Genomic DNA, 21,543 nt, shown 5'->3' on the forward strand with positions numbered 1-21,543 from the left:
ACTTTTGTTCTTGTCCCGAGGACAAATACCCTTGATTTTTTACCCACGACCTGTTCTGCCTGTTTTTAAAACAACAGGCATACGCTGCCTTGAGCCATGGCTCAAAACATTCAACGCTTTATTTTCATCGGCAAAAGTCGGACTTACTTTGAGCCGCCAAAATAAACAGGCTCAAACGCAAAAGCGGCTTTTAGAACAGGAGATGAGTAAAAATAAAAAACAATATAAAACGCTGCGAATTTTACCTAAAATTCAAATGTAGTGCTGCTAAAAACAGCGAGAACTGGCCAACTTTAAAGCAGAAACAGCTTAGACATTAGTCTAAATCCGAGCAAAGCATACGGTTTTTAAAAAACCGCAAACATGTGTATATTGTGGGAAGCGACCGGCGCCATTTATTTGAGATTCAGGCAGTTACATGAGCACGAAAAGAAACATTTATAAAGACGTTGAACATCCTTTTGCCCAGTACGTGCGTATTGTGGGAAAAGGCAAAAATGGTGCACGTTCCCTCACCTATGAAGAAGCCTATCAGGCCTTTTCCATGATCCTGAAACAGGAAGTACTCGATGTTCAGCTCGGTGCTTTTTTGATGCTGCTGCGGGTCAAGGAAGAATCGGTCGATGAACTGGCCGGCTTTGTTCAGGCCACCCGTGACCAGTTGCAGTTTAAAGCTTTAGATGTAGATCTGGACTGGTCCTCCTATGCCGGGAAACGCAAACATTATCCGTGGTTTTTACTGGCCGCGCTGACTCTGGCCAAACAGGGTTTTAATATTGTCATGCACGGCGCTGCTGGGCATACCATTAACCGGGTCTATACCGAACAGGTGCTGGAATACTTAGGCTATCCAATCTGCCAGTCAGATACTGACGTCGAACAGCAATTACAGCAGCGTCATTTTGCCTATCTGCCTTTAGAGGTGATTTCTCCGGTGCTGGCCGATTTGATTGCACTACGGAATGTGATGGGCCTGCGCTCTCCTATTCATACCCTCGCCCGGCTGATTAACCCCTTTAATGCCAAAGCCACGGTACAGGCCATTTTCCATCCGGCCTATCGCAGTTCCCATCAGCAGTCGGCATTTAAACTGGGTTATCTGAACAGTGCGGTGATTAAAGGTGAAGGCGGCGAGTTTGAACGGAATCCGGATGCCAAAACCTTAATTTGTGGTATCCGTAACGGCGAGCTGTATGAACATGAATTGCCAAAGCTGACCGACAACCGCAGCCCGATTGAAGAAGAACTGGACCTGGCGGTATTTAAAGCCGTCTGGGAAGGCCAGCAATCGCATGACTATGGTGAAGTGGCGGTGGTGGAAACCATGGGCATCGCGCTGTATACCATGGGCGTCTGCGACAGTTTTGCAGCAGCCATGGACAAAGCACAGCAATTCTGGGCTGCGCGTTTAAATGCTTAAGCCACAAAAGACTGCCAATAAAAAAGGTAAGCCGCGGCTTACCTTTTTTGCATGAATCCGTTTCCTTAAAGTTTAAATAAACTTGATCGGCTGGAAATCTTCATTTTTGTGATGATCATCATCACATTGTTCACCTTCTTCCTTGGTGCCACGGTCGATATAACCGCTACGTTCAGTTTCCGGTAAATGCTGGATTTCCCAGGCATACACGGCCTGCATACAAATTTCGCGCTGCTCTTTGGTCAACGCCACACCATTCGGCCATTTACCAATCTCTACCGCGGTTTTTAGACGACCAACAATTTCAGGATTGAGTACGGCCAGCATCTGTTCAATATTCATCATAAATCCTGCTGTTGCAAAGAATCAAAATCTTGGTTCCAGCCGAGCTTGGTACGACATGCCATATAGAAGTCATAACCCGGTGGATGAAGTAGGTTTAACTTATAGGGATGCTTGCGGATATGCAAACTGTCCCCGACACTGAGTGAAACACTGTGCTGACCATCGGCACTGACCATTGGCAAGACACGGTTTTCACGAATCTGGATTTTAATTTCGCTTTGTCCACCCACCACAATCGGGCGTGAAGACAAGGTATGCGGATGCATCGGTACCAGCACAATCGCATCCATACTCGGATGCACAATCGGGCCACCACCAGACAAGGCATAGGCGGTAGAACCAGTAGGCGTGGATACAATTAAACCATCACTGTGCTGACGATAAACATACTGACCATCAATATTCAGGTCAAAATCAATCATGTGTACCGATTTACCGGAATGCAGCACCACATCATTTAAAGCCACTGCTTCATAAATGACTTCACCTTTGGAGCGCACTTCCATTTCCAGCAGGAAACGGCGGTCCAGCTGAAACTCGCCTTTTAATACCTGATCCAGCTTGAAGATGACTTCCGTGGGTTTAATATCGGTCAGGAAGCCTAAACGACCACGGTTTACCCCGATGACCGGCGTATTGTATTTGACCAGCGCGCGCGCTGCATGCAGCAACGAGCCATCACCGCCGACCACAATCACCAGATCAACCACTTCGCCCAGCAAGGCGCGGCTGACGGTTTGGGTGTTCGGATAAGGGACCAGTTCTGCTGTTTCTGCATCAAATACCGGATGCAGGCCTAAATTCAGCAGATGATCATGAATTAAACTTAGCGTTTCTACGACCGAAGTTTTGCCAGGACGTCCAATCAATCCGATATTACGAAAGTTCTTGTGTGAAATTTGCACCTACGACATCGCTCCGCTACGATCCGTTGACTATAATAGCACTAACCCGAATGTTTTAAAAAAACTTTAGAAATCTGAATCCAACCGTTTTTTCTCCTCGATTGGCCGCTTCATTCACAGATTAAATATTGCAAATTATGTAAAAGCTTCGCATGATTAGCCTAATTTCTTAGGGTTTTATTGCGATTTATGAAGTCTGAACGTGGCATAGGTATTATTGCACTTCTATTTTGTATACTGGTGATTGGGGCATTTCTGGCATTAAGTATCTACCTGATTCGATTAGATAATATTGTTAGAGATAAATTTGAAGGACAGCGCTGGGACATTCCAGCCAAGGTCTTTGCTCGTCCGCTGGAAATCTATACCAATGCACCGCTCAATAAAGCCGATTTCGTGCAGGAATTGAAACTTTTAGGCTATAAAAGCGCAGAAAGCTATAACAAAACCGGCAGCTATGTCGATGCGGGTGATACCTTGTTTGTACATACCCGCGGCTTCGATTTTGGTGAAAGTGTTGAACCGGAACAGGTGCTCAAAGTCAGCTTTGCCAATAACCAGATTGCTGAAGTCAGTGCAACCAAACCATCGACTACCGGTATTGCCCGTTTAGAGCCCATGCTGATTGGCGGGATTTATCCGCAGCACAATGAAGACCGGGTGCTAATTAAACTGAACCGGGTGCCAAAACCGTTAATTGAAGCCTTAATTGCCACCGAAGACCGTAATTTCTATCTGCATCATGGGGTGTCGATTCGTGGGACTGCGCGAGCCATTGTCAGCAATATCACCGGCGGGAAACGTCAGGGCGGTTCGACCCTGACCCAGCAACTGGTGAAAAACTTTTATCTGACCCCGGAACGTACATTAAAGCGTAAAGCCAATGAAGCGCTGATGGCGATGCTAATTGAGCTGCATTATGACAAAGATGAAATTCTGGAAGCCTATTTAAATGAAGTGAACCTGGGTCAAAACGGTAACTATTCTATTAATGGTTATGGTCTGGCCTCACAGTTCTATTTTGGTCTGCCGCTGCGTGAACTGAATATTGCCCAGCAGGCTTTCCTGGTTGGTCTGGTGCAGGGACCGTCTTTATATAATCCATGGCGTAATCCGGAAGCGGCCGAAAAACGCCGCAATATTGTATTGAACAATATGCTGGTGATGGGTTATCTAACTCAGGAACAGTATGAAACCGAAACCGCGCGTCCGTTAAATGTGATTGCCAAACCGACCATGGGCCCTGCCCGCTTCCCAGATTTTCTGGACATTGTGCGCCGTCAGTTACGTGCTGAATATCAAGAAGGTGATCTGACCAATCAGGGACTACGGATTTTTACCACTTTAGACCCAATTGCACAGACCAAGGTACAAAGTGCATTTAAAGAATCAGTAAACCGTCTGGCCAATGCCAATCCGCGCCGTTTAAAAGATTTGCAAGGGGCGGTGCTGGTGTCCCATCCTGAAAATGGTGAACTGGTGGCTGCAGTCGGTTCTACCCAGGACTTTACCGGCTTTAACCGTGCGCTGGATGCCAAGCGTCAGGTCGGCTCGCTCTTAAAACCGGTCATCTATTTAAGCGCACTAGAATCGGGTCGCTATAACTGGGCCAGTCCGGTACAGGATACCGAAATCAGTATTCCATCTGCCGGCAAGTCATGGACACCGCGTAATTACAGCGGCAGCGAACATGGCGTAGTCCCGATGGCGCAAGCGCTGGCCAATTCCTATAACCTGTCGGCGGTACGTTTAGGTCAGGAATTTGGTCTATCAACCTTCCGTAACCATCTGATTAAATTTGGCGTCAGCAGCGAAAATATTCCACAGTATCCGTCCATTTATCTGGGTGCAGTCGATTTATCGCCTATGCAGGTGATGAATATTTATGGCAACTTTGCCACCGGTGGGTTCCAGTATCCAACCAAAGCCATTCGCGCGGTGGTCGATTCTAATGGTCGTCTGCTCGAGCGTTATGGCCTGTCAGTACAGCAGACCATTGAACCGTCTGCGGCCTATATGCTGAATTATGGCCTGCAACAGGTAATGAGTGCAGGAACCGGACGTGCAGCCTATAACAGCCTGTCCAGCGATTTAAAACTGTCCGGTAAATCGGGCACCACCAATGATACCCGCGACTCCTGGTTTGCCGGTTATTCGGGTAACTATTTAAGCGTGGTCTGGTTAGGGCTGGATGATAACAAAGTCACCGGTTTGACAGGTTCATCGGGTGCCCTGCCGGTGTGGAGCAATGTGATGCGTCAGCTGCGCCAGAAGCCGGTGAATCTACGCCAGCCGGACAGCGTGCAGTGGCACTGGATTGACCGTGACTCTGGTCACTTGTCGGCTCAAGGCTGTGCCGGTGCGATGTATATTCCGATTTATCGCAATCATGTGCCGCGTCAGGCCACCGCCTGTGGTTTACCGCATTATCAGGTTGAGCCGGTTTACAATCCGGATACCGAATATTACCAAGCTGTACCTGAAAGCAGTGACAGTATCGAGAATTATATCCAGGAAAGTGAAGCCGAGATGGAAAGACAACTTTCCGAAAATGATGCACGCATCATTTCAAGCGGCAGTTATACGCAATAAGTGGACCCTTAAATGACCTTGAAATATCTGATCTTGGGGATGGGACTGGCTGGACTGGTGGGCTGTCAAAGCCTGCCGGAATCCAAGCCGGCACCGCAACCGGACCAAGAAAAAACGACTGAACGAAAAACCATTCGCACACCTACCGGCGTGGTGATTCATCCTTATGAACAGGAAGAAATTCAGCGCAAGAAATTACAGGTCGTGGTTCCTGAACAAAAAGTACAGCAACGTTTTGAAGATGGCCGCTCTTTACCGGCATTTAAGAAACTGATGCAGCAGACCCAGACAGCTTATCGTCAGGGACAATGGGCACGTGCCGAAGCTGCGGCTTTACAGGCACAGCGTCTGGCCCCTCAATCGGCTGAAACCTATATGTATTTAGGGCTGGTGGCGAACCAGAAAAAACAGCCGAAAAATGCAGAAGCCCTGGCCCGTCGTGGCTTGAGCTATGCACAAACGCCGGCAATGAAACGCCAATTATGGCTGATTATTCAAAAAGCCGGCCAGCTACAAAACAATAGCCGTACCGTGCAACAGGCACAGCAAGCGCTGAAACAACTTTAGGCTGAAGCGCTATCCAACGCATCTATAAAGCGGATCCCAGCAATACCATAGGCATGGTGTTGCTGGGCCTGCGCCAAGTCCTGCCGATGCATCCCGCCTAAGGCAAACACCGGAATATCGACCTGTTTGGCCCAGTTCTGAAATTGTGCCCAGCCTAATGCCGGAGTATCCGGATGGCTAGCTGTTGGCAGCACCGGACTTAAAATTGCAGCATCACAGCCAATATTCTGCGCATGTTGTAACGATTCCAGATCATGACAGGCAGCAATATAACGCTGACCGGCCTGCAGGCTGCCCTTGTGCAATTGCAGACATTGTTGCTGCTTTAAATGGATGGCAGCGACCGAGACCTGCTGCACGCTATTCAGCTGCTTCCACAGTTCCAGATTAACAATTAATGATTTTAAACAGCCAATATTCTGCTCAGCCAGTTCAATACTGCGTTCCGGTGCCGGTGCGACACGCCAGTACAGCAGTTGCTGGGTATCCGGGGTATCCAGACAGTTTAAGTCTTCACTAATTTTGATACATTCAGGCCAGTAGAGGCGTTGCAGCATACGCTGGTTGGCTTGCGGGAAATTCAAACGAGCCAAATCCTGCCGTTTATACCAGGTCCACGGTTGCTGGATGTCTGAGAGCAACGCCGCCGGCACAAAGGCATGGAACACATGCAAATTGACAATCACATCTTCATATTCATGCCGGATAAAATCAAACTCATGCCACTGGATCAGGTCAATGCCTACTTCTTCGCGCACTTCACGGCGACAGGCCTGCACTGGCGTTTCATGCTGCTCTACCTTGCCGCCGGGAAATTCGTGCTTATTGCCCTGATGCTGTTTGGCTTCGCGCCAGCCGACCAGGACCTGGGTCTGATGCAATAAAATCCCAATCGCGATATGTAGATGTGGCTTTGACATGAAACGTCCTGTTTTTGAAATATGAGCAAGTGTAAGCAAATTTATACTTTTTATAAATTCCCCAAATCAAGCGTTGACAGATATATTTGATAATGATTATCATTTATATCGTTCAACATACACCACGGAGTCGAAGGAATGAACGCACCATTTAGCCTGTTTAGCCGTAATGCAGATCAACAGCATGCCTTACCAATGTTACATTCTAATAACCTGTTTGCTCTCGGTCGTGAAATTCGCATCATGCATGCCGGAGAAGAATACCGCCTACGCCTTACCCGTAATAATCGCCTTATTCTCACCAAATAAAAACAATATCTGAATAATAATAATCGTGGGAAGCAGCAGTATGAATCAGCGCATACTGCTTTTTAACTGCCCATGCGTATCTCAAGATTGAACTCAATATTGTTATTTTCGATTTTGTTATTTTTGCTTCACACCGGGCAAACTCAGTTCCACCAGTAAACCGCCTAAAGCTGAACGGCTAAACTGCAATTGGCCCTGATGCAGGCTGATAATCTTTTTACAGATCGAAATACCAAGACCACTGCCTTGGGTTTGTGTGCCCAGCGCCCGATAAAAACGCTCACCCAGACGTTGTAACACCTCATCACTGATCTGTTGACCATTATTTTCAATACACAGCTGCACCTGTTCAGCATCACCATTGATACTGACCACCACCTCACCCTGTTGCGTGGCATAGCGGATGGCATTGTCGATCAGGTTACGGATACAGGTATATAGCAATTCCGGATTGGCCTGAATGATCGCCGGTTGTAGCTGCAAGCGCGGTTTAATCTGTTTTTCCAGACTAAACGGTGCCAAGGCCTCGAGCACATCCAGCACCAGCTTTTGTAAATCAACCTCGGTTATAGGCAAGTCTTGTAGATGTGCCGGGTCTAAACGCGCCAGTAATAGCAGATTCTCCAGTACCTGAGTGCCGCGGTTGACATCGCGTTGAATCTGGGCCAGATCTTCCGCTAATTGCGGTTGATCCTGATATTTGCGTTTTAACACCTGCAAACGCATTTGAATGGCAGAAAGCGGCGAACGCAGTTCATGCGAGGCGTCAGAAGTAAAACGCTGCTCAGCTTCTAAAGAATGTTCCAGCCGGCTAAGCAAACGGTTTAACTGCTGCACCATCGGCTGTAATTCCAGCAATTCTGGCTGGGTGCTTTGTACCGGACTCAGATCCTGCACATGCTTTTGCGCAATTTGCGCAGATAAGGCCTGTAAAGAGCGGAACTGTTTATGAATGGCAAAATGCACAATGCCCCATTGAATCAGCCACAGTAAAATTAAAATCGCGGCATAGCCCAGACCTGTGGCCCAGATTTCCTGAAAACGGACATTCATTTTCTGGGTCATCAATACGCTTAAGTCATCATCACTGGCCACATAAACGCGCCATAAACGCTGATCCGCCCAGACAAAGGAAAATCCCTCTTCCTGCTGTGTGATCGTAGCTGGTGCTAAGGGAAAATCTTCTGTTTCGGTCAAAGTCTGCTGGCCCAGTCGCAGCTGATAATGCATCTTGAACTGTTCAGTGAGTTCATCGACCTGCTCGCCGGCGCCACTGCTAATATCCTGCAATAACAGCATATCGGCCGCTTCATCCATGATTTCATCTTGCAGCTGCATGGTCTGATAAATTGACACGGCAAACAGCAGCACCAGTGCCAGCAGGCCGGCAATCATCGAACTCAGTACCGAGGTTTTGACCAGGGTTTTCTGTAAAGAAACCGCACCCGTTTGCTTCATTTACGCCTGTTCCTGCTGCATGCGATAGCCCAAACCGCGAATGGTTTTAATTAAATGGCTGCCAATTTTTTTACGCAGTTGATAAATAAACACTTCAATGGCATTGCTTTCAATTTCATCACCCCAGGCATACAGCGATTCTTCCAGCTGCTCCCGGGTTACCACATGCTCGGGCTTTTGCATTAATTTATACAGAATCTGGAATTCCTTGGCGGTTAAATTCACCGCGTGGCCATCTTGGGTTAAGGTTTTGGCTTGAGTATCTAACAGCAAATTGGCAAAACGGATCTGATGATCGGGCTGGGTCTGCCGGGTACGTAACTGGCTGCGCACCCGTGCTGACAGTTCTTCCAGACTAAAAGGCTTGACCAGATAGTCATTGGCGCCTAAATCCAGTCCATCGACCCGGTCCTGAATGCTGTCTTTGGCGGTAATAAAAATCACCGGGGTATCCAACTGTTTGCGGCGCAAAGCGGTCAGAATTTCATCGCCGGTATTGCCCGGCAGGCCACGATCCAGCAGCACACAATCATAGTGATGCTGCTCAATGGCCAAAATGGCATGATTGCCACGCTCGACCCAATCGACGTTATAACCGTCCATTTCCAGCCAGGTTTTAATACTTTCTGCCTGAGAGGCGTCATCTTCTGCCAGTAAAATACGCATTGGTTCTACTCTAGCCTTTTTTACATCATGCCTGATTTTTCACAAGATTCAAAAAAACCACATGCATGGAGCATGTGGTTTTGCGTGGAGCTGCAATCAATCTGATTAAAAGGTCGGCTTAGAAACGAACCTGCTCGACATCAATTTCAACACGTTTAGATGGTTTATAATCGATGTCCACTTCACCGGTAATCACCACTGGAGTTTTGGCAGAAATCGCTTTACCATTCCACAGGTCATCATCAATATCTACTGTGATGGTGCCAGTGCTGTCGCGGAACTGGTATTTTTCATCACCAATGGCTTTTACGATATAACCTTTCAGCTGAACATTGCTGTCATCTTTCATGGTTAACGCCTGTTTCACCGTGGTTGCTTGCGCCAGTGCAGACTGGTTCACTGCGGTATCTGCAACAGCAAATGTAGTTGCGCCCACTAGACCTGCAGTTAAAAGTGCTTTTGAAAATAGGTTCATCTGTCTTTCCTCATTCAGTGTTGTTCGTTTCGATGTAGTCATTAAAACAAAGCAAGATGAGCTGAATCTTAAGATTTCCTCATATTCAAAAATTTTTCACTTTTTTGGGTTTTAGTTTAACGGTACCACCCGCAGTACTTCTTCCAAGGTGGTAATACCGGCCATGACTTTACGCGCCCCGGCAATCCGTAGTGGCTCGATGCCTTCTTTTTTGGCCTGCTGGCGTAACTGAGTCAGATCAGCATTGGCACCTATCAGCTGTTTGGTGTCCAGACTCAGCGGCATAAACTCATAAATCCCGATCCGGCCTTTATAGCCGGTCTGACGGCAGGCTTCACAGCCCACCGGCTTATAGACTTTTTCCGGCATCTCCATGACATAGTCAAACGTCAGATGTTCCCATTCATTGGCATTAATCATGCCTTCCTGTTTGCAATGCGGACACAGCTTGCGCACCAGACGCTGCGCCAATACCCCCAGAATGGTGGCCGCAGTTAAAAAAGGCTGCACACCTAAATCATGCAAACGGGTCAGACTGGACGGCGCATCATTGGTATGCAAGGTCGATAACACCAGGTGACCGGTTAATGCCGCCTGAATGGCCATATTGGCCGTATCCTGATCACGAATCTCCCCAACCATAATAATATCCGGGTCCTGACGCATCAGCGCGCGTACACCATCGGCAAAGCCCAGCTCAATGCCCTGATTGACCTGCATCTGGTTAAAGCTCGGCTCAATCATTTCAATCGGATCTTCAATGGTACAGACATTGACTTCATCGGTGGCCAGCTGCTTCAATGATGAATACAGCGTAGTGGTTTTACCGGAGCCGGTCGGCCCCGTGACCAGAATAATACCATGACTATGACTGGTCAGACTTTGCCAGCCCTGTAACAGACGTTCTTCAAAACCAAGCTGCTGGAAACTGCGTACCAGCACTTCCGGGTCAAAAATACGCATCACCAGTTTTTCACCAAAGGCTGTCGGTAAAGTCGAAAGACGCAATTCGGTTTCCTGACCTTTGGGAGTACGGGTTTTTAAACGGCCATCTTGGGGTTTGCGTTTTTCTGCCACATTCATGCGGCCGAGAATTTTAATCCGTGAAATGACCGCAGTTAAGGTATTGGCCGGCATGTTATAAATGGTATGTAGTACGCCATCAATCCGGAAACGGATTTTACCCTTGTCTTTACGTGGCTCCAAATGAATATCACTGGCGCCCTGTTCAAAAGCAAACTGCAGCACCCAGTCCACCAGTTTAACAATATGCTGGTCATTGGCATCGGGGTTTTGGGTATCGCCCAGCTGTAATAAGGCTTCGACACCTTTATTTTCACGGTCATGTGCTGCGGCTTTTTGTGAACCACTGACCGCACGACTGACCTGATAATATTCTACCAGATAACGCTGTAACTGCTCTGGACTCAGCAGCACGCGCTGGATTTTACGCGGCAATAAACTGTGTTCTAAATTGGCGACCCAATCGGTCATAAACGGCTGATCGGTGGCAATGAACACCGCATCGGGCTGAATCTCTACCGCCAGAATTTTATTGCGCAGGGCAAATTCCTGGGACATCACCGCGGTTAAAGCGGCCACATCGGCCTTTAACGGATCAATCACATAAAAAGGCAGCTCGGTCTTTTCTGCCAGCCACTGACATAAACGGTTCAGTGTCAATGTGGTTTGGGGATGTTGCTGATCGGTCAGGTTAAAATGCGCAATCCATTGCAACGGATGCCATTTCAGCTGCTCACGCTGGCGATGCGTGGTCTGTACCAGCATTTTATCGCGTTCGCTGATCCGGCCATCTTTTAATAATTGCTCTAAACACCAGGTGGTATCAATTTCAAAATTAAAATTCATTGTTTTTGTTCCCCCAACATCAGCACACTATAGCAGAGTTTATTTTTCCCGCCTGCCTTTGCCACTGGAAAATCTGATGCAGATACGCATCAAGCGCAGCTCCTGCAAATTAAACATACAGTTCCGCATAGCAATCTTCACAGAATCAATTATATGATGGAGACGTCGCCCCACTGCCGCGGGATATAAAGATGGAATTTTTAACTGCCCCTTCAATCTTGAGTACCTCTTTTCAGGAGCTGATGACTATGCTTACAGCCGCACTTGGCTGTGGCCTGTTAATTGGTCTGGAACGTGAACGCAGCAAGCACAATGAAGCCAACCATCATTTTGCCGGGGTGCGCACCTTTGCCGTGTGTGCCTTGCTCGGTGCGATCTGCTTTTTGCTAGGGCCAGTTTTTGGTATTGTCGGGGCCGTGATTATTGGCGGAGTTGGGCTGTTTTCGCTTAAAAATCAGGTTGAAGACCCGGGTGCGACCACCGAACTGGCCTTTATTATGACCTATTTTATTGGCGCGCTCTGTTTGTGGAATATTCCGTTGGCGGCTGGTCTGGCGGTTATTTTAACCGGTCTGCTCATGACCAAACACCTGATGCACGGCATTGTCAGCAAATGGATTACCGAAGCAGAGCTGCGTGATGGTCTGTTCCTGCTGGCACTGGTCCTGATTGCCCTGCCTTTGACGCCAGATACCCCCTTATGGGGCAATGTACTTAATCCTTATGTGATTTTAAAACTGCTGATTCTGATTTTATCGGTACAGGCTTTAGCGCATATCGCCAAGCGCCTGCTGTCCACCAATAATGCACTGATGCTGTCCTCAATTGCGTCCGGCTTCGTATCCAGTACCGCCACCATTGCCAGTTTAGGCATGGAAGTGCGTTCCGGTCGCGGCGATGCCCGGATTAATGCGGGCGCGGCGCTCATGTCCTGCGTGGCGACACTGTTGCAGATTCTGATTATTATTGTGGGGATTAATCTGTCCTGGTTTAAGGTATTTGTGGTACCGAGTGCAGTGGCGATTATGATTCTGGTGGCGGTGGGTTACTGGCTGCTCAGAAAAAATACCGGCTCACAGCAAAAAGCCAAAGAAGCCGATAGCCGCATGTTTAGCCTCAAAGAGGCCGCGATTATTGTGGTCACGCTCACCCTGATTCAAGCCATGGTCTACGGACTGGATCAGGCACTGGGCAGCACCGGTTTAATTGCCGGAACCTTCCTGGCGTCTTTATTTGAAATTCACGCTGCCGCTGCCGCGGTAATTACCCAAGGCTCGCCCAGCAATTTAACCCTGTTTTATGCGCTGATTTTGGGTCTGGGTGCACATGCACTGGCCAAATGCGTGAATGCCTTTTTAATTGGCGGGCCACGCTTTGCCCTGTATTTTGCACCGGCCCAAATTCTGCATATGGCGGTGCTGATTGCGATGGCTTATTTTATGTTCAAGCCGGCTTAAGCGCTAACATCTGAATCAGCACCTGATCTGGCTGTACTAGAAATCCGACATCAATATTGGCAAAGTGCATTTTATAGAGCCGGGTTGCATCCTCCTGATAAGCCGGACGCGGATCTAAAGACAACACCTGTTCCAGCTCACTCAGCATCTGCGTGCTAATTTTATGCTGCTGCAACAATTGCTGTTTTTGTACAGTGGCCTGCTCTGTCCACACCACCTGTTTACGTTCAGGTTCATCCTGCGCATAGCCACTTTGCGCCTCTATGACTGCATCAGAATACTGGATATAAGGCTTGATATCTAAAATCGGTGTGCCATCGAGTAAATCACTCCCGGTCACATAAACCCGTACTGCCTTGCCAACTTTTTTCACCTGTTTTAATTGCACCACCGACAAGCCCACCGGTGACGGCCGGTACATACTGCGTGTCGCAAATACCCCAATTTTCTGGTTACCACCCAAACGCGGCGGCCGTACCTGAGCACGGAATTTTGTCTGCTGCTGGTTTTTATTGTCATGAAATTGCCACAGCAACCACAAATGACTAAATGCCTCAATGCCCTCAAAGGCCAGCAAATCGTTATAAGGTTCCAGCATGTCAATATAGGATTCGACCTGAACCAGATTCGGCTGCCGCGGGATACCAAACTTTTCTTTATAAGGAGATTTCATAATCCCGATAATGGGCAAGGTCAGATCAGTCATAATCACTTTTTTTGATAAGCTCAATTAAATATATTCAGTTTATCGAGTATGAATTTAGATTAGAATAGCAACCTGTTCTAATTTGATAATTTATTGAGACCTTTAATGGCTGCTTTTAACGTCGAAAAGATTACTCACGTCCACCACTGGAATGACACTTTATTCTCTTTTAAAACGACTCGTGACACTGCACTGCGTTTTAAAAACGGTCAATTTGTAATGATCGGTCTTGAAGTGAATGGTAAGCCTTTGATGCGTGCATATTCGATTGCAAGTGCCAACTATGAAGAAGAGCTGGAATTCTTCTCGATTAAAGTGCCAGATGGTCCATTAACCTCGATTTTGCAAAAAGTTAAAGTGGGCGATGAACTGCTGGTTTCTCGCAAACCAACCGGAACTCTGGTACTCGATGACTTAAATCCGGGTAAAAACTTATACCTGCTGTCTTCAGGTACCGGTCTTGCACCGTTCCTGTCGGTGATTCGTGATCCGGAAACCTATGAACGTTTTGAAAAAATCATTGTTGTTCATGGTACACGTTATATTTCTGAACTAGCGTATCAGGACCTGATTCTGAACGAAATTCCAAACCACGAATTCTTCTCGGAACTGGGCGCGAAAGAAAAACTGGTTTATTATCCAACGGTAACACGTGAAGATTTCCATACTCAAGGTCGTGTCACCACTGCAATTGAATCTGGTCAATTGTTCGAGAAAATCGGTTTACCACGTTTTAACCCGGAAACTGACCGCGCGATGCTGTGTGGTAGCCCAGCCTTCCTGGATGATGTTGCTGCGCTGCTTGATCAACACGGATTAAAAGAATCACCACGTATGGGCGTTTTAGGCGATTACGTGATTGAACGTGCATTCGTGGAAAAATAAGCTTTTCCATAGCAAAAAAACCGGTCAGATTGACCGGTTTTTTATTTCTCTAATTTAGCGAGTGCTACGCCCTTCCTGATTAGCATGCCCTTCACAGTGAGCACCACCGCCAATAACAAAACCTGTTTGTGCTTCACATGAACCGATCATACGGCCATTTGAATCATAGGTCGTCACTTTTGAGGCACAACCTGTCATTAAAATAGCAGCAGTTAGCGTGATTAAATTAAAAAATTTCATGATATTACCCCTCTAAAAAAATTAATCGTGTTGCAATGTAATCTGGTTGGACTTCGGCACAGACGGTAATAGACCGGTGTGTTCATCAATTTTGGAATAATCTACGCCCTGTAAATTTGCCCCACCATAACAAACGGCTTTTGCACCTAAAATAAAACCTTGTGTCGCCACACAGGAACCGATCAAATTTCCTGCGGTATCATAGGTCATAACTTTAGAACTACATCCCGCCAATGCCACGAGGCTGACGATAGAAAACAATTTAATTAGTTTCATTAAACCCTCAATTCACAAATACTAAAAACTCAGTAAATAATTTGAATTATCTTTTAAATACATAAATTTATGCTTCATTCTAATAATATGTTAACTTTTGTAAATAGCTTTTTGCATCAAGATGAAATTTTCTTTTTTGAATACAAATCTGTCATGGATCAACAAAAAAGCGATCAACGCCTAAAATTACTCGCGTTGATCGCTTCAGTTATACTCCTATTAAGCGGAGGTGGTCGCACTCATCTGTCTCTCCGCCCAGGCTTTTTTAATCACCTGATAACCCGCAGTTAAACCCAGCCCCGCCATAATCACCGCGACAATAATATCCGGCAATAAACTACCCGTTCCAAACACCCCTACTGCCGCCAGAATCACCGCAACATTACCAATTGCATCATTACGGCTACACAGCCAGACCGATTTCATGTTGGAATCTCCATCACGAAAGCGATACAGAATCACGGCTGCCACCACGTTGGCCACTAAAGCCAGTCCACCAATTACCCCCATGGTAATGGCTTCCGGGGGAATGCCCTGCATATAGTTATAGACCGTTTTGGTCAGCACCAGACAGCCAAACGTGGCCATGGTAATGCCTTTTAATAAAGCCACGGTGGCGCGCCAATACAGGCTCATCCCTAGCACAGCCAGTGAAATGGCATAGTTGGCCGCATCACCAAAGAAATCCAGCGCATCGGCCCAGAGTGCTGCCGAATGGGCATACATCCCGCCAAACAGTTCCACCACAAACATCAGCAAATTAATAATCAGGGCAATCCAGAGTGCGGTACGAAAACGGCCATCGGGTTTGACCGGTGCAGGCTGACATTGACAGGCCATAAAGCCTCCTGTTGCATTTTTCTATGACTGTATTATGCTCATTAGAAACTATGGTCTAACTCCAAGGTCAAGTCATGGCACATTATCTGATTCGGGATTTGGTCAAAAAAACCGGTCTGAGTGCAGACACGGTGCGTTTTTATGAAAAGAAAGCGCTCATCCAACCCACCTTAAGGGCCGAAAATAATTATCGTTATTATGATGATGACACCTTAAAACGGCTAATTTTTATTAAACGTTGCCGCGCACTGGATTTATCCTTAAAGGAAATTGAAACCCTGATTGCGCTGGAACAGCAGCCCGATCAGGACTGTCAGGCGGTAAATGAACTGCTCGATCATCATTTAGTACAGATCGAAAGCAAAATTGCCGAGTTACAGCATTTTCAGCTGCAACTGCAGCAATTACGGCAGTCTTGCAATGCCCGAACCACTATCGACCATTGCCAGATTTTAAAACAGCTAGAGGCCGATGAAACGCCTAAATCGACTTCTGATTAACCCGTTTCGACAGTTCCGCAGCCGATTCCTTGCGCTCGGAATAACGGTTGGTCAGATAGCTGGCCTGACCGCGGGTCAATAAAGTAAACTTGTACAGCTCTTCCATAACATCGACAATCCGGTCATATAAGGAAGAGGGTTGCATGCGTCCGGCTTCATCAAACTCCAAAAAGGCTTTCGGAATCGACGACTGGTTCGGGATGGTGATCATCCGCATCCAGCGCCCTAAAATACGCATCTGATTCACCGCATTAAAGGATTGCGAACCACCACTGACCTGCATCAGCGCCAGAGTTTTACCTTGGGTCGCACGAATAGCACCGGCAGCCAGAGGAATCCAGTCAATCTGTGCCTTTAGAATGGAACTCATGGCACCATGACGTTCCGGGCTGCACCAGACCATGCCTTCTGCCCAAGCCAGCAATTCATGCAGTTCCTGAACTTTAGGATGTGAAGCATCACCATCTTCCGGCAGTGGTAAACCTTTGGGATGGAAAATTTTAACTTCTGCGCCAAAGTGCTCCAGAATCCGGCCGGCTTCCATCACCGCCAAACGGCTATAGGAACGTTCGCGGTTTGAACCATAGAGCAATAAAATTCGCGGCGGATGCGGCAATGCTCTGGCCTGAACCTGCTCAAAACTCGGCTGTTCAATTAAGTCTACATCAAGATTGGGAAGTGACATCATCCACCTGTTCCATTATAAAATTTACGTTTCAGCCACAGCGAGACACTCACCAGGGCAATTAACACCGGCACTTCCACCAGCGGGCCAATAATGGTGGTAAATGCCACCGGCGAGGCCAGACCAAAGGTTGCAATCGCCACCGCCAAAGCCAGTTCAAAATTATTGCCGGCCGCGGTAAAGGAAATAGCCGTGGTACGTGGATAGTCATTACCCATCCACTTGCTCATCAAGAAGCTGACAAAGAACATCAATACAAAATAGATGGTCAATGGAATGGCAATGCGCAGTACATCCATAGGTAAACCGACTACATCAGCCCCTTTCAGGCTAAACATGGCGACAATGGTAAACAGCAGCGCCAGCAGGCTAAGTGGACTAATTTTGGGAATAAAGCGCTGCTGATACCAGTCCAGTCCTTTGTTTTTCACCAGAATCAGCCGGGTCAGAAAGCCCAGCAAAAACGGAATGCCCAGATAGACCAGAACCGCATGGGTAATGGTCCAGAAACTGACATCAATCACCTGACCGGCCACACCAAAATAAGGCGGTAACACACTTAAGAATAACCAGGCATAGGTACTGAAAAACAGAATCTGGAAAATACTGTTAAAGGCCACCAAGGCAGCGACATACTGGTTATCACCACAGGCCAGATCATTCCAGACCAGCACCATGGCAATACAGCGCGCCAGTCCAATCAGGATCAGGCCAGTCATATATTCCGGATAATGCTGCAGGAAAATCAGTGCCAGTGCGAACATCAAACACGGTGCAATCAGCCAGTTTTGTACCAGCGACAACAGCAGCGTGCGTTTATCCTGAAAAATTTGCGGTAAAGCGGCATAGTCCACTTTGGCCAGCGGTGGATACATCATCAGAATCAGGCCAATGGCAATCGGTAAATTGACATTGCCCATGCTCATCTGGTCCAGACTGCTCGACACCTGCGGGAAATACAGCCCAATGCCAATCCCGAGCGCCATGGCAATAAAAATCCACAGCGTCAGATTGCGGTCTAAAAAGGAAAGTTTGCGGGTGCTGGCCATGACTTACTCGATATGGGAAATATTGTTGATGGCAGCAATCAGTTCGGGACGGGTCATCTGCTCAGGCTGTAACGCAAACAGTGCATCCAGACGCTTGTTGATATGCGCGACTGTTTCTAAAAAGGCCTGCAACTTGGCTGCTTCCGGCAAATCCAGATGCGATGGATCGGCAAGTCCCCAATGCGCTTTAATCGCGCCGCCCAAATACAAAGGACAGGCTTCTTGGGCAGCCGCATCACATACGGTAATCACCACATCGGGCTGATACTGCTCACAGTCATCAATACTTTTACTGGAGAGCCCTTCAGTCGACAGGCCCAGATTTTCCAGCGTCTTTAACGTCAGAGGATGGACACGACCGGTCGGTTTGCTGCCGGCGCTATAGGCTGTCCAGCCTTCTGGAGCACGACTGTTAAATAACACTTCAGATAAAATGCTGCGGCAGCTGTTTCCGGTACATAAAAATAGGAATTTCATGGTTTTAATCACAATAACTTGAAAGCGTTGCTGTCAGCGAATTCATCGGACTGACATCTTGCTCCGCGATAATATTCAGCACACTCACTGCCCACTCGGGTAAATCTGGATTCAGGCGGTAATACACCCACTGCCCCTGACGCTGGTCCAGTAAAACCGATAAATTTCTCAGCAAAGCCAAATGACGGGAAATTTTAGGTTGGCTTAAATTTAATGCCTCGGTCAGCTCGCAGACACAAATATTCTGTTTGGCCAGCACCAGTTTCAAAATATCCAGACGGGTCGGATCGGACAGGCATTTAAAAAAATCAGTTTGATTCATACAGCTTCCCCATATTTATACTTGCGAATATACGCATATCCATATATAAAAGCAATATTCCTCTTTTACCTGAGTTTTAGCATCATGGCAGCTCCAATTAAAATCTTTCACAATCCTGACTGCGGCACTTCGCGCAACACTTTGGCCTTAATCCGCAATACCGGACAAGAACCTGAAATTATTGAATATTTAAAAAATCCACCAACAGCCGAAGTGCTGGCTGACATGATTCAGCAGGCCGGTTTAAGTGTACACGAGGCGATCCGTCAAAATGTAACGCCGTATGAAACCCTGCAACTGGCTGAGCGTGATCTGAGCGATGCAGAACTGATTGCTTTGATGGTACAACATCCACTGCTAATTAACCGTCCTTTTGTGGTGACTGAACGCGGCGTTAAACTGTGCCGACCTTCTGAACTGGTACTGGATTTATTGACCCAGCCGCAGCTCAACGCCTTCCGTAAAGAAGATGGTGAACTGGTGATTGATGAGCACGGTCAGCGTGTCAATTAACTTATTTTCCTCTCACCTGCTGCCGCTCATCTCTCAGCGCTAGCAGGCTGAGTGCCTGATAATCCCGAGTTTTTTACTAGGTTGAATCGAAAAATTTTATCCCTACAATAAAGCCACAATTTTTTTATGCCTTTTTGATTGATCATGCATCTTCATTCCGTTACCGAACTTCTCTCTCCTGCCGGTTCTTTAAAAAATATGCGCTATGCCTTTGCCTATGGAGCAGATGCCGTGTATGCCGGGCAGCCGCGTTATAGTTTGCGTGTCCGGAATAACGAGTTTGATCATGACAATCTGGCTATTGGCATTAAAGAAGCACATGAATTAGGCAAAAAATTCTATGTGGTGGTCAACATCCAGCCGCATAACTCCAAACTAAAAAACTTTATCCGTGATCTTGAGCCAGTCGTGGCCATGCAGCCTGATGCACTAATCATGTCCGATCCGGGCCTGATCATGATGGTGCGTGAACACTTCCCACACATGGACATCCACCTGTCGGTACAGGCCAATGCGGTCAACTGGGCCACGGTCAAGTTCTGGAAAAATATGGGCCTGACCCGGGTGATTCTGTCGCGCGAACTGTCCATTGAGGAAATTGAAGAAATTAAAACTCAAGTTCCCGATATGGAAATTGAGGTGTTTGTACATGGTGCCCTGTGCATGGCCTATTCCGGCCGGTGCATGCTGTCAGGCTATATGAACAAACGCGATGCCAACCAGGGCGCCTGCACCAATGCCTGCCGCTGGGAATACAAAGTGCTGGATGCCGCAGAGGATGAAACCGGCGATATAATTCCGGTAAAAAATCTGGATGCAGGCGGTTGCTCGCAAGATGCCGATGCGCTCCACATGCAAGCCCAGCACCAGTTTAATGAACCGGTCCTGCTGCAACGCAATGAAGAAGATATGTTTGCCGCCGAAGAAGATGAGCACGGCACCTACTTCATGAACTCCAAAGATTTACGTGCGGTACAACACGTAGAACGTCTGACCAAAATTGGCGTACATTCGCTAAAAATTGAAGGCCGCACCAAATCCTATTTTTACTGCGCCCGTACCGCACAAATTTACCGTAAAGCGATTGATGATGCTTTAGCCGGCAAACCGTTCGATCCATCCTTGATGACCCAGCTCGAAGGTCTGGCCAATCGCGGTTATACCGAAGGTTTCCTGCGCCGCCATGTGCATAGCGAATATCAAAATTATGAAAATGGCTCATCCAGTTTTGATCATCAGCAATTCTGCGGCGAAGTGCTGGAGCGCAATGGCGACTACATTAAAATTGATGTCAAAAACCGTTTTGTCGTGGGTGATTCTTTAGAACTGATGACCACCAAAGGCAATATCAGCTTTATCCTCACCGAAATCAAAGACAAAAAAGGCAATTCAATTGAGGAAGCCAAAGGCTCTGGTCATATTGTGGAAATTCCGGTCCCGGCTAATGTTGATATGCGCTATGCCCTGCTGATCCGTAATTTACCGAATTCGACTGCTGATATTTCAGCATCCTCCTTGGCCTATCAGGCAGGTTAACTCATGGCGCTGCTGATTACCGATAAATGCATCAATTGTGATATGTGCCTGCCAGAATGTCCGAATGATGCCATTTATGAAGGCGACAAAATCTACGAGATTGATGTCAGCCGCTGCACCGAGTGCGTTGGTTTTTATGATCATCAAACCTGTGTTGCGGTATGCCCGATTGAATGTATTGTGCCGCATCCTGAGCATCGGGAAAGTCAGGAAGAACTGACTGAGAAGTTCAAGCGCTTAAACTTGCTTCATCCCTAAAACTGGGGTACAACAAAAAAAGGAACTGAGCTGTTAGCGATCTCAGTTCCTGTAAAAAAAACAATAACTATTTTTTGATATTTTACCGCATATAGGGCCTGGGTATTGGGGAACTCAGGCCCTATTCTAATTTTACTTACTGTCCAGAACGGATGATGTAATCAAAGGCAGATAAGGATGCTTTCGCGCCTTCACCTGTAGCAATAATAATCTGCTTGTATGGCACGGTAGTACAGTCACCCGCCGCAAACACACCTTTGACATTGGTTTCGT

Annotated in this window: 26 protein-coding genes and 1 pseudogene; 11 read left to right on the forward strand and 16 right to left on the reverse strand. The window is 47.2% G+C overall.

The genetic code is table 11. From position 1 onward, the window contains the following. Nucleotides 1-31 precede the first annotated feature (31 nt). Together FTT63_RS09400 and FTT63_RS09405 are read left to right on the forward strand one after the other, a co-directional pair. On the forward strand, nt 32-262 hold the full coding sequence (locus FTT63_RS09400) for a hypothetical protein (protein WP_127800009.1): 231 nt from the start codon (nt 32-34) through the stop codon (nt 260-262). Nucleotides 263-418: 156 nt separating this feature from the next. After that, a complete protein-coding gene (locus tag FTT63_RS09405; RefSeq protein ID WP_180192204.1) occupies nt 419-1,420 on the forward strand; it encodes a glycosyl transferase family protein in 1,002 nt (333 codons plus the stop codon). Nucleotides 1,421-1,492: 72 nt separating this feature from the next. Here the strand turns inward: FTT63_RS09405 and FTT63_RS09410 are convergent, their stop codons facing one another. Together FTT63_RS09410 and FTT63_RS09415 are read right to left on the reverse strand one after the other, a co-directional pair. After that, nucleotides 1,493-1,762 carry a YeaC family protein gene (locus FTT63_RS09410; RefSeq protein WP_005179016.1) on the reverse strand — a complete coding sequence of 90 codons (270 nt, stop codon included), beginning with the start codon at nt 1,760-1,762 and terminating at the stop codon, nt 1,493-1,495. Next, nucleotides 1,762-2,670, reverse strand: a complete 909-nt coding sequence (locus tag FTT63_RS09415; RefSeq protein ID WP_005179018.1) for an NAD(+) kinase — start codon at nt 2,668-2,670, stop codon at nt 1,762-1,764. Before FTT63_RS09415 ends, FTT63_RS09410 begins: the two co-directional genes overlap by 1 nt. Before the next feature lie 189 nt (nt 2,671-2,859). Between FTT63_RS09415 and mrcB the strand changes: the two genes are divergently transcribed. Together mrcB and FTT63_RS09425 are read left to right on the forward strand one after the other, a co-directional pair. Beyond that, the gene (gene mrcB, locus FTT63_RS09420) at nt 2,860-5,262 is read left to right on the forward strand and encodes a penicillin-binding protein 1B (RefSeq protein ID WP_180192205.1); all 2,403 of its coding nucleotides are present in this window, start codon (nt 2,860-2,862) and stop codon (nt 5,260-5,262) included. 12 nt (nt 5,263-5,274) lie between these two features. After that, a complete protein-coding gene (locus FTT63_RS09425) occupies nt 5,275-5,829 on the forward strand; it encodes a hypothetical protein (RefSeq protein ID WP_104470304.1) in 555 nt (184 codons plus the stop codon). Here the strand turns inward: FTT63_RS09425 and FTT63_RS09430 are convergent. Then, nucleotides 5,826-6,749 carry a thiamine phosphate synthase gene (locus FTT63_RS09430; RefSeq protein WP_180192206.1) on the reverse strand — a complete coding sequence of 308 codons (924 nt, stop codon included), beginning with the start codon at nt 6,747-6,749 and terminating at the stop codon, nt 5,826-5,828. The genes FTT63_RS09425 and FTT63_RS09430 overlap by 4 nt on opposite strands. Nucleotides 6,750-6,887: 138 nt before the next feature. On the opposite strand from FTT63_RS09430, the gene hemP reads away from it, so the two are divergent. Continuing rightward, nucleotides 6,888-7,058: a hemin uptake protein HemP gene (gene hemP / locus FTT63_RS09435; RefSeq protein WP_016659175.1), complete on the forward strand. Its 171-nt coding sequence runs from the start codon at nt 6,888-6,890 to the stop codon at nt 7,056-7,058. Between the two features lie 117 nt (nt 7,059-7,175). Here hemP and FTT63_RS09440 read toward each other — a convergent pair whose 3' ends face one another. From FTT63_RS09440 to FTT63_RS09455, 4 genes are all read right to left on the reverse strand, one after another. Further along, nucleotides 7,176-8,516: a HAMP domain-containing sensor histidine kinase gene (locus FTT63_RS09440; protein ID WP_127800003.1), complete on the reverse strand. Its 1,341-nt coding sequence runs from the start codon at nt 8,514-8,516 to the stop codon at nt 7,176-7,178. Beyond that, complete coding sequence (locus FTT63_RS09445) at nt 8,517-9,182, reverse strand: response regulator transcription factor (RefSeq protein ID WP_005179040.1); 666 nt, start codon at nt 9,180-9,182, stop codon at nt 8,517-8,519. A gap of 118 nt (nt 9,183-9,300) precedes the next feature. Continuing rightward, nucleotides 9,301-9,657, reverse strand: coding sequence for a NirD/YgiW/YdeI family stress tolerance protein (locus FTT63_RS09450; protein ID WP_005179042.1), 357 nt, complete (start codon nt 9,655-9,657; stop codon nt 9,301-9,303). 111 nt (nt 9,658-9,768) lie between these two features. Next, on the reverse strand, nt 9,769-11,526 hold the full coding sequence (locus FTT63_RS09455) for a GspE/PulE family protein (RefSeq protein ID WP_104988409.1): 1,758 nt from the start codon (nt 11,524-11,526) through the stop codon (nt 9,769-9,771). 191 nt (nt 11,527-11,717) lie between these two features. Here FTT63_RS09455 and FTT63_RS09460 point away from each other — a divergent pair, with 191 nt between their 5' ends. Beyond that, entirely contained in the window at nt 11,718-12,983 is a 1,266-nt protein-coding gene (locus tag FTT63_RS09460; RefSeq protein ID WP_218954002.1) for an MgtC/SapB family protein, read from the forward strand. On the opposite strand, the gene tsaA is transcribed toward FTT63_RS09460, so the two are convergent. After that, a complete protein-coding gene (gene tsaA / locus FTT63_RS09465) occupies nt 12,970-13,689 on the reverse strand; it encodes a tRNA (N6-threonylcarbamoyladenosine(37)-N6)-methyltransferase TrmO (RefSeq protein WP_180192210.1) in 720 nt (239 codons plus the stop codon). The two genes, FTT63_RS09460 and tsaA, sit on opposite strands and share 14 nt — an antisense overlap. A 105-nt stretch (nt 13,690-13,794) precedes the next feature. Between tsaA and FTT63_RS09470 the strand changes: the two genes are divergently transcribed. Further along, nucleotides 13,795-14,574: a ferredoxin--NADP reductase gene (locus tag FTT63_RS09470; RefSeq protein ID WP_005179053.1), complete on the forward strand. Its 780-nt coding sequence runs from the start codon at nt 13,795-13,797 to the stop codon at nt 14,572-14,574. A gap of 54 nt (nt 14,575-14,628) precedes the next feature. On the opposite strand, the gene FTT63_RS09475 is transcribed toward FTT63_RS09470, so the two are convergent. The 3 genes from FTT63_RS09475 to FTT63_RS09485 all read right to left on the reverse strand — a co-directional run bounded on the left by FTT63_RS09475 (nt 14,629) and on the right by FTT63_RS09485 (nt 15,930). Then, on the reverse strand, nt 14,629-14,814 hold the full coding sequence (locus FTT63_RS09475) for a hypothetical protein (protein ID WP_016659181.1): 186 nt from the start codon (nt 14,812-14,814) through the stop codon (nt 14,629-14,631). Nucleotides 14,815-14,835: 21 nt separating this feature from the next. Next, nucleotides 14,836-15,090, reverse strand: coding sequence for a hypothetical protein (locus FTT63_RS09480; protein ID WP_016659182.1), 255 nt, complete (start codon nt 15,088-15,090; stop codon nt 14,836-14,838). 219 nt (nt 15,091-15,309) lie between these two features. Next, the gene (locus FTT63_RS09485) at nt 15,310-15,930 is read right to left on the reverse strand and encodes a cation transporter (RefSeq protein ID WP_168384650.1); all 621 of its coding nucleotides are present in this window, start codon (nt 15,928-15,930) and stop codon (nt 15,310-15,312) included. A gap of 74 nt (nt 15,931-16,004) precedes the next feature. Here FTT63_RS09485 and FTT63_RS09490 point away from each other — a divergent pair, with 74 nt between their 5' ends. Beyond that, nucleotides 16,005-16,430, forward strand: a complete 426-nt coding sequence (locus FTT63_RS09490) for a MerR family DNA-binding protein (RefSeq protein ID WP_005179057.1) — start codon at nt 16,005-16,007, stop codon at nt 16,428-16,430. On the opposite strand, the gene arsH is transcribed toward FTT63_RS09490, so the two are convergent. From arsH to FTT63_RS09510, 4 genes are read right to left on the reverse strand one after another with little or no spacing between them, the layout of a single operon-like run. Beyond that, on the reverse strand, nt 16,411-17,115 hold the full coding sequence (gene arsH, locus FTT63_RS09495; RefSeq protein ID WP_035363285.1) for an arsenical resistance protein ArsH: 705 nt from the start codon (nt 17,113-17,115) through the stop codon (nt 16,411-16,413). The two genes, FTT63_RS09490 and arsH, sit on opposite strands and share 20 nt — an antisense overlap. Next, on the reverse strand, nt 17,115-18,164 hold the full coding sequence (gene arsB, locus FTT63_RS09500; protein WP_127799995.1) for an ACR3 family arsenite efflux transporter: 1,050 nt from the start codon (nt 18,162-18,164) through the stop codon (nt 17,115-17,117). The genes arsH and arsB overlap by 1 nt, the downstream gene beginning before the upstream one ends. A 3-nt stretch (nt 18,165-18,167) precedes the next feature. Beyond that, nucleotides 18,168-18,641: an arsenate reductase ArsC gene (locus FTT63_RS09505; RefSeq protein ID WP_016659186.1), complete on the reverse strand. Its 474-nt coding sequence runs from the start codon at nt 18,639-18,641 to the stop codon at nt 18,168-18,170. Between the two features lie 4 nt (nt 18,642-18,645). Further along, nucleotides 18,646-18,963: a metalloregulator ArsR/SmtB family transcription factor gene (locus tag FTT63_RS09510; RefSeq protein ID WP_180192207.1), complete on the reverse strand. Its 318-nt coding sequence runs from the start codon at nt 18,961-18,963 to the stop codon at nt 18,646-18,648. 84 nt (nt 18,964-19,047) lie between these two features. Here FTT63_RS09510 and arsC point away from each other — a divergent pair, with 84 nt between their 5' ends. From arsC to FTT63_RS09525, 3 genes are all read left to right on the forward strand, one after another. Further along, on the forward strand, nt 19,048-19,476 hold the full coding sequence (gene arsC / locus FTT63_RS09515; protein ID WP_160242990.1) for an arsenate reductase (glutaredoxin): 429 nt from the start codon (nt 19,048-19,050) through the stop codon (nt 19,474-19,476). Nucleotides 19,477-19,620: 144 nt separating this feature from the next. Next, nucleotides 19,621-21,012 carry a tRNA 5-hydroxyuridine modification protein YegQ gene (gene yegQ, locus FTT63_RS09520; protein WP_180192208.1) on the forward strand — a complete coding sequence of 464 codons (1,392 nt, stop codon included), beginning with the start codon at nt 19,621-19,623 and terminating at the stop codon, nt 21,010-21,012. Nucleotides 21,013-21,015: 3 nt separating this feature from the next. Further along, entirely contained in the window at nt 21,016-21,270 is a 255-nt protein-coding gene (locus tag FTT63_RS09525; RefSeq protein WP_127799989.1) for a YfhL family 4Fe-4S dicluster ferredoxin, read from the forward strand. A gap of 136 nt (nt 21,271-21,406) precedes the next feature. Here the strand turns inward: FTT63_RS09525 and FTT63_RS09530 are convergent. Further along, a pseudogene (locus FTT63_RS09530) lies at nt 21,407-21,543 on the reverse strand (pyridine nucleotide-disulfide oxidoreductase); the annotation flags it as partial.

It is taken from the genome of Acinetobacter sp. C15 (genome assembly GCF_013420645.1).
Lineage (GTDB): Bacteria > Pseudomonadota > Gammaproteobacteria > Pseudomonadales > Moraxellaceae > Acinetobacter > Acinetobacter indicus.

Excerpts from the sequence above, each read along its gene's own strand:
- FTT63_RS09405 (WP_180192204.1), top strand. The coding sequence starts at position 419 with ATGAGCACGAAAAGAAACATTTATAAAGACGTTGAACATCCTTTTGCC.
- FTT63_RS09410 (WP_005179016.1), bottom strand. The coding sequence starts at position 1,762 with ATGAATATTGAACAGATGCTGGCCGTACTCAATCCTGAAATTGTTGGT.
- mrcB (WP_180192205.1), top strand. The coding sequence starts at position 2,860 with ATGAAGTCTGAACGTGGCATAGGTATTATTGCACTTCTATTTTGTATA.
- FTT63_RS09425 (WP_104470304.1), top strand. The coding sequence starts at position 5,275 with ATGACCTTGAAATATCTGATCTTGGGGATGGGACTGGCTGGACTGGTG.
- FTT63_RS09430 (WP_180192206.1), bottom strand. The coding sequence starts at position 6,749 with ATGTCAAAGCCACATCTACATATCGCGATTGGGATTTTATTGCATCAG.
- hemP (WP_016659175.1), top strand. The coding sequence starts at position 6,888 with ATGAACGCACCATTTAGCCTGTTTAGCCGTAATGCAGATCAACAGCAT.
- FTT63_RS09440 (WP_127800003.1), bottom strand. The coding sequence starts at position 8,516 with ATGAAGCAAACGGGTGCGGTTTCTTTACAGAAAACCCTGGTCAAAACC.
- FTT63_RS09445 (WP_005179040.1), bottom strand. The coding sequence starts at position 9,182 with ATGCGTATTTTACTGGCAGAAGATGACGCCTCTCAGGCAGAAAGTATT.
- FTT63_RS09450 (WP_005179042.1), bottom strand. The coding sequence starts at position 9,657 with ATGAACCTATTTTCAAAAGCACTTTTAACTGCAGGTCTAGTGGGCGCA.
- FTT63_RS09455 (WP_104988409.1), bottom strand. The coding sequence starts at position 11,526 with ATGAATTTTAATTTTGAAATTGATACCACCTGGTGTTTAGAGCAATTA.
- FTT63_RS09460 (WP_218954002.1), top strand. The coding sequence starts at position 11,718 with ATGGAATTTTTAACTGCCCCTTCAATCTTGAGTACCTCTTTTCAGGAG.
- tsaA (WP_180192210.1), bottom strand. The coding sequence starts at position 13,689 with ATGACTGATCTGACCTTGCCCATTATCGGGATTATGAAATCTCCTTAT.
- FTT63_RS09470 (WP_005179053.1), top strand. The coding sequence starts at position 13,795 with ATGGCTGCTTTTAACGTCGAAAAGATTACTCACGTCCACCACTGGAAT.
- FTT63_RS09475 (WP_016659181.1), bottom strand. The coding sequence starts at position 14,814 with ATGAAATTTTTTAATTTAATCACGCTAACTGCTGCTATTTTAATGACA.
- FTT63_RS09480 (WP_016659182.1), bottom strand. The coding sequence starts at position 15,090 with ATGAAACTAATTAAATTGTTTTCTATCGTCAGCCTCGTGGCATTGGCG.
- FTT63_RS09485 (WP_168384650.1), bottom strand. The coding sequence starts at position 15,930 with ATGGCCTGTCAATGTCAGCCTGCACCGGTCAAACCCGATGGCCGTTTT.
- FTT63_RS09490 (WP_005179057.1), top strand. The coding sequence starts at position 16,005 with ATGGCACATTATCTGATTCGGGATTTGGTCAAAAAAACCGGTCTGAGT.
- arsH (WP_035363285.1), bottom strand. The coding sequence starts at position 17,115 with ATGTCACTTCCCAATCTTGATGTAGACTTAATTGAACAGCCGAGTTTT.
- arsB (WP_127799995.1), bottom strand. The coding sequence starts at position 18,164 with ATGGCCAGCACCCGCAAACTTTCCTTTTTAGACCGCAATCTGACGCTG.
- FTT63_RS09505 (WP_016659186.1), bottom strand. The coding sequence starts at position 18,641 with ATGAAATTCCTATTTTTATGTACCGGAAACAGCTGCCGCAGCATTTTA.
- FTT63_RS09510 (WP_180192207.1), bottom strand. The coding sequence starts at position 18,963 with ATGAATCAAACTGATTTTTTTAAATGCCTGTCCGATCCGACCCGTCTG.
- arsC (WP_160242990.1), top strand. The coding sequence starts at position 19,048 with ATGGCAGCTCCAATTAAAATCTTTCACAATCCTGACTGCGGCACTTCG.
- yegQ (WP_180192208.1), top strand. The coding sequence starts at position 19,621 with ATGCATCTTCATTCCGTTACCGAACTTCTCTCTCCTGCCGGTTCTTTA.
- FTT63_RS09525 (WP_127799989.1), top strand. The coding sequence starts at position 21,016 with ATGGCGCTGCTGATTACCGATAAATGCATCAATTGTGATATGTGCCTG.